This window comes from Streptomyces katrae (genome assembly GCF_000966975.1).
In the GTDB taxonomy this organism is placed as follows: Bacteria; Actinomycetota; Actinomycetes; order Streptomycetales; family Streptomycetaceae; genus Streptomyces; species Streptomyces katrae.
In genome coordinates this window covers 1-3205 of record NZ_JZWV01001249.1, presented here as the reverse complement: position 1 = coordinate 3205, position 3205 = coordinate 1, and the positions used below count along the sequence as shown (strand labels likewise).

The 3205-nt window shown below is 70.5% G+C and carries 5 protein-coding genes; all 5 read left to right on the top strand.

Features of this window, described 5'->3' with window-relative positions; genetic code table 11:
- Window positions 1-167: 167 nt before the first annotated feature.
- Entirely contained in the window at window positions 168-251 is an 84-nt protein-coding gene (locus VR44_RS49335; RefSeq protein ID WP_358899165.1) for a putative leader peptide, read from the top strand.
- A gap of 217 nt (window positions 252-468) precedes the next feature.
- The gene (locus VR44_RS35705) at window positions 469-2175 is read left to right on the top strand and encodes a nitrite/sulfite reductase (protein WP_045951810.1); all 1707 of its coding nucleotides are present in this window, start codon (window positions 469-471) and stop codon (window positions 2173-2175) included.
- Window positions 2172-2351 carry a hypothetical protein gene (locus tag VR44_RS35700; protein WP_045951809.1) on the top strand — a complete coding sequence of 60 codons (180 nt, stop codon included), beginning with the start codon at window positions 2172-2174 and terminating at the stop codon, window positions 2349-2351. The genes VR44_RS35705 and VR44_RS35700 overlap by 4 nt, the downstream gene beginning before the upstream one ends.
- Window positions 2348-3055: a phosphoadenylyl-sulfate reductase gene (locus VR44_RS35695; protein WP_045951808.1), complete on the top strand. Its 708-nt coding sequence runs from the start codon at window positions 2348-2350 to the stop codon at window positions 3053-3055. The genes VR44_RS35700 and VR44_RS35695 overlap by 4 nt, the downstream gene beginning before the upstream one ends.
- 35 nt (window positions 3056-3090) lie before the next feature.
- Window positions 3091-3205, top strand: a 115-nt coding sequence (locus tag VR44_RS35690) for an adenylyl-sulfate kinase (protein WP_045951807.1), incomplete at its 3' end; no start/stop codon positions are given.

Sequence of the window (3205 nt, the reverse complement as noted above, 5' to 3'; positions counted from 1 at the left end):
CCCGAGGCCCCGTCCGCGCCGTCCCGGTCCCCGGGCGGCGCGGACACGCGCATCCGGAACCCCCGTCCGACGTGACCCCCGTCACGCGGTCTCATGATTCGGGACCAGTTCGTCCGGATAGTGGACAGTAGTGGACTCCTCCAATCGGCCCGTGCCACGCTTCGGCCATGAATGGAGCTGGAATCGCCTTGGTGAGTCGACGTCACGTCGACCTCGGCCGCATGTCCAGCGCCATGTGTCGGGCGAGCTGACGGAACCAGCCACCGCCGCACGTCGCCGCCGTCCCCGCCGCCGCGGACGCGTCGACCACCTGCAAGCCCCCTGAAGGCCGAAACACCGCCCCCGCACGTCGGAAACCCCGACAAAAGGGCGGAAATCGACCACACCTGCTCGGAGATTCCAGCCTGACAGGGGCGCGCCGCCGCTCCCCTGCCCTGCCTCGAGCCGTTGAAGAAGGACGTACCCGCCATGGCCGCCACCCCCGAAACGCCCGCAGCCGCCCCTGCAGCCGCCGCGCGCCGCAAGACCGGCCGTCACCGCGGCGAGGGCCAGTGGGCCGTCGGACACCACACGCCCCTCAACGGCAATGAGCAGTTCAAGAAGGACGACGACGGTCTCAACGTGCGGACGCGCATTGAGACGATCTACTCCAAGACGGGCTTCGACTCGATCGACCCCAACGACCTGCGCGGCCGTATGCGCTGGTGGGGCCTCTACACCCAGCGCAAGCCCGGGATCGACGGCGGCAAGACCGCGATCCTGGAGCCGGAGGAGCTGGACGACAAGTACTTCATGCTGCGCGTCCGCATCGACGGCGGCCGGCTGACCACCGAGCAGCTGCGCGTCATCGGCGAGATCTCCGAGGAGTTCGCGCGCGGCACCGCCGACCTCACCGACCGCCAGAACGTGCAGTACCACTGGATCCGGATCGAGGACGTCCCCGAGATCTGGCGCCGTCTGGAGGCCGTCGGCCTGTCCACCACCGAGGCCTGCGGTGACACGCCCCGCGTCATCCTCGGCTCGCCCGTCGCCGGCATCGCCCAGGACGAGATCATCGACGGCACCCCCGCCATCGAGGAGATCTACCGGCGCATCGTCGGAAACAAGGACTTCTCCAACCTGCCCCGCAAGTTCAAGTCCGCCGTCTCCGGCTCGCCGCTGCTCGACGTGGCGCACGAGATCAACGACATCGCCTTCGTCGGCGTGAACCACCCGGAGCACGGCCCCGGCTTCGACGTCTGGGTCGGCGGCGGCCTGTCCACCAACCCCAAGCTGGGCGTCCGCCTGGGCACCTGGGTCTCCCTCGACGAGGTCCCGGACGTCTACGAGGGCGTCATCTCGATCTTCCGCGACTACGGCTACCGGCGCCTGCGCACCCGCGCCCGCCTGAAGTTCCTCGTCGCCGACTGGGGCGCGGCCAAGTTCCGCCAGGTCCTGGAGGACGAGTACCTGAAGCGCAAGCTGACCGACGGCCCCGCCCCCGAGCAGCCCAGCGGCCAGTGGCGCGACCACGTCGGCGTCCACCAGCAGAAGGACGGCAGGTTCTACGTCGGCTTCGCCCCGCGCGTCGGCCGCGTGGACGGCGCCACCCTGACCAAGATCGCGGACATCGCCGAGCAGCACGGCTCCGGGCGCCTGCGCACCACCGCCGAGCAGAAGATGATCGTCCTCGACATCGAGGCGGACCAGGTCGACTCCGTCGTCACGGCCCTGGAGGCGCTGGACCTGCGGGTCAAGCCGTCCCCGTTCCGCCGCGGCACGATGGCCTGCACCGGCATCGAGTTCTGCAAGCTGGCCATCGTCGAGACCAAGGGCCGCGGCGCCTCGCTGATCGACGAGCTGGAGCGCCGCCTGCCGGACTTCGCCGAGCCGATCACCATCAACATCAACGGCTGCCCGAACGCCTGCGCCCGTATCCAGGTGGCGGACATCGGTCTCAAGGGCCAGCTGGTCCTGGACGACGAGGGCAACCAGGTCGAGGGCTACCAGGTCCACCTGGGCGGCGCCCTGGGCCTGGAGGCCGGCTTCGGCCGCAAGGTCCGCGGCCTCAAGGTCACCTCGGCCGGACTGCCCGACTACGTCGAGCGGGTCGTCACGCGCTTCTCGGAGCAGCGTGAGGAAGGCGAGCGCTTCGCCGCCTGGGTCGGCCGCGCCAAGGACGAGGACCTCTCGTGAGCGAGCGCGCCGCACCGTTCTACTGCCCGTACTGCGGCGACGAGGACCTGTTTCCGCACGAGACGGGCCACGGCGCCTGGGAATGCAGGGCCTGCAACCGGGCCTTCCAGCTGAAGTACCTCGGGCTGCTGGCCCGGGGCGTTCAGACCGACACCGCTGGAGGGGACGAGATATGACCACCGTTCAAGACGCGCGTCTCACGGAGCTGAAGGAGCTGGCCGAGCGGGCCGGCCGGGAGCTGGAGGACGCCTCCGCCCTGGAGATCCTCACCTGGGCCGCGGAGACGTTCGGTGCGAAGTTCTGCGTGACCTCCTCCATGGAGGACGCGGTGGTCGCCCACCTCGCCTCCCGCGCCTTCCCCGGCGTGGACGTGGTGTTCCTGGACACCGGCTACCACTTCGAGGAGACCATCGGCACCCGTGACGCGGTCCAGGCCGTGATGGACGTCAACGTCATCACCCTCACCCCGCGCCAGACGGTCGCCGAACAGGACGCCGAGTACGGGCCGGAGCTCCACGACCGCGACCCCGACCTGTGCTGCGCCCTGCGCAAGGTCAAGCCCCTCGAAGAGGGCCTGACCGCGTACGAGGCGTGGGCCACGGGCCTGCGCCGCGACGAGTCCCCCACCCGGGCCGGTACCCCGGTGGTCGGCTGGGACGAGAAGCGGCAGAAGGTCAAGGTCTCCCCGATCGCCCGCTGGACCCAGGACGACGTGGAGGCGTACGTCGCCGAGCACGGCGTCCTGACCAACCCGCTGCTGATGGACGGCTACACCTCCGTCGGCTGCGCCCCCTGCACCCGCCGGGTCGCCGAGGGCGAGGACGCCCGGGCCGGCCGCTGGGCCGGGCGCGGCAAGACCGAATGCGGGCTGCACGGCTGATGACCACCACAACCACGGAACCTACGGAGAAGCGGATGAGCGTGACCGGCCAGGGAGCCACCGTGTGGCTGACCGGTCTGCCCAGCGCGGGCAAGACCACCATCGCCTACGCGCTGGCGGAGCGGCTGCGCGCCGAGGGCCACCGGGTGG